Here is a 2,919-nt window from a genome sequence, read left to right on the forward strand (position 1 = left end):
TAATTTTATCCACTCCCTGCGCTCCCGGAGATAGTTTTCTTTCACATACCCTTTTCCCTTCTCCAGTCCCCGGATATAGGTCCGTGGCATATCAGCAAACAGTTCGTCATCTTCTGTCATAGTATTTCGCTGCTCCACAATTAAACCACAACAGGGACTTCCGGCTCATCATAGATAATAAATGGCCAGTAAATTATTGGTTTCCCACGTTGTGTTTTTTTACCTGAAGATAATTGACGTAAGCTTTCTTGCAGTGAATTTCGGGTCTCATCAATAAACATATTGATTCTTTCCGGCGAATAACTGTCGATATCAATCGAACAATCATCACCAAACAAGCTATTCTCAATCCACGACTGTAACGCATCACGTGAATAATATTCCGTCAAAATATATTCAGCGACCATCAATAACAGGGCTACCTCCCACGAGGCCAACAGTCCCACCCATTCGACGCCTAATTTTGTTAATTGAGGCGCAGCTGCCCTCCCCAGCCATACGGCTAATTCCCCTTTAGCGGTATCCCAGCCAAAGCGTTCAATCAGCACCGACATCAATTTTCCTTCCGCTTTGGCAATAATGGCGACATCACTAAGAGTCTTGATTGAATATAAGCCCGTAAATGCCCATTTTTTACTGGAATTCGGTAAATTAACTTTATTCAATAATGTTGAAATATCTAATCCCAGCGAAAGGCCAGCACTTATCAACGAGCATCCTGCGCCAAACATTTTCATGTAATGGAGACTATTTCTCTCTTTAAGAATGATCTCCATCGCAGGGGTTGCAATATCAATTATCCCGCTTGCCGTTGCCGATATTGCGCTGACTACCTTCGCGTAGTTAGCAGGTTCATTTTTAAAATTATCGAGTTGGTTATACAACTCAGCAACATTGAAAAATAAAACAAAAATTCTAATACTTGTCACCGCATAACCAGAAGATCCCGCAGGCTGGCTAAGATAATTGGCATACGCTTTTTCAAGTGCGGTATATTTCTTACTCGCCCCCCGGAGAAGATCGGCCCGAATGGCTCTTTGCGGGCTGTAAAAAACAGTGCCGGTAATGTAAGCCCTGCGTTCCGTGGCCCAGCCAAAATATTTGCTGAACAATATTTTGGTTTCTAACTCTGACTTTCCAGAAGATAGCGAGAAAAGGGTTCGAACAATGAGGTCATTCATGGTGTTGAGAACTGGTCCAATCCGTGATACGGAAAAAAACCTGGCCCCTACGGTTGCCATGTGCTGATCCATTTGATACAGCACTCTTTTCGAGAATACGACATTGCCAGCCAGAGGTTTTGAAATTTCACTCGTTGCTTTTTCAAAACCTTTAAATATTTTATTAAGTTTAGCGCCATTCTTCTCAAAAAAGTAGAGCACATCATTTTCAGAAACCGGCGCTATGCTACACTGACGCAAGCTAGCCAATAATGACTCCGCATCTGCCATGATCTCTGGATTATTATAAAAATGTGTTCTCCAGACGAGATTAGCTTCACTTGTCGTGGTATATGCGCCTATCCAGTCATCCAGCAATTTTGCACCTGATGGCGACTCACCAAGACCAGCCATCGCGAAGGCAGCTATTTCACGATAGTACGCATTATCAACAGGGTCATTAGAGAAAAAATCCTGTAATACTGTTATAAATAACGAAGTCTGTAACCATTCACAACGATAGCTCACCAGCTTAGCGAGCTGTTCATCAATTTTTGGTGTTAGATCAGTGCAACATTGATTAAAAGAGTCCCATTTACTCTGATTGATCATTCGGGAATATTTAGACCAATCATTAGCTACCTGTTGTTTTTTATAAACTTCGTTTTGTTTTCCCTTTACCTGCTTTTCGAATTCTTCGCGAGTTAGTATATCCTTCGGGTCTGTACCTTTAGATTTCTCATTCTGGACATACATATCATAAGAATAATCCATTGCAGGAGGAGAAATATATGTTTCCTGGGGTAATACAGAAAGTTGGGCTTCAACATTCTGTTCCGAGCTTTTGTTAACAATCTCCTTAACTCCGTTTATCAGGCTCTGGGTACAGAACTCCAGGGCGCGTTCTTCACCAAATATCTTCGCCATCGCCAGGACATCATTCGTCCATCCCGTCAGCTCATGCGTTATCCCTGCTGCATCATGCAACGCCATCAGCAACGGTGTCACGGGGGAACCGTCTGGCCTCACACCCCGTTCCTTCATCTGCCGGATTGTATTTCCGGCCACTCCGTTCTTCCACGGATACAATGTCTCCTGCGGCCCCGGCTCTTTGACTATGGCATAGCGTTCACTCACACACTGGCTGACGCGGATTTTAGTATGGGTGCCATACGGTAACAGCATTGCCGGACTCAGCTGGCTGCCCTGCGCCGGGATGTAATCCAGAACCCTGGCGAGATTTGCTGTGGTTGCCTCTGTTATTTGCTGTGAAGCCTGGGGCGCCGTCCAGTTCGGAGAACTCAGGCGCTGCATTCTGCGCTGCCGTTGACCGTCATCGCCCGCGTAACGCTCCATCGTTTTTTCCGTCCAGGGACACTGCGTGAATGCTATCCAGATATCATTATCCAGGACTTCATAAGGCAGCGTCAGAAAATCCTTTCCGCCATCACTGTACGTTCCCTGCCGACAGTCTGGCTCTGATTTCTCCAGAACATTTTTCGCCGACAGCTGTTTCCACAAACTGCCGTCATCACACACCGACCACGCTTCCCAGTCCGTCAGGTACGGATAGTAGATATAGATATAGCCCCTGCGCATCGCGCGTAGCGCATAGTGGTAGTTTTCGTTTTCCGCCGGGTAAGCTGATACTCCAGGTTTTGCCCACGCCGGCAATGGCTCTTTAATATATTCAGGAACCACCGCATAGCGTACAGGTAGTAATGCCGGTCCCTGTGACATACAGTCACATTTATGATTT

General features: G+C 45.4%; 1 protein-coding gene. It reads right to left on the reverse strand.

Annotated elements, in window-relative coordinates; genetic code table 11:
- Nucleotides 1–140: 140 nt before the first annotated feature.
- Nucleotides 141–2,919 (reverse strand): T6SS effector BTH_I2691 family protein (locus OGX91_RS00330; protein ID WP_286625109.1); only part of this gene is annotated, 2,779 nt, incomplete at its 5' end.

It is taken from the genome of Citrobacter sp. Cpa228 (assembly GCF_030333085.1).
GTDB lineage: Bacteria > Pseudomonadota > Gammaproteobacteria > Enterobacterales > Enterobacteriaceae > Citrobacter > Citrobacter pasteurii.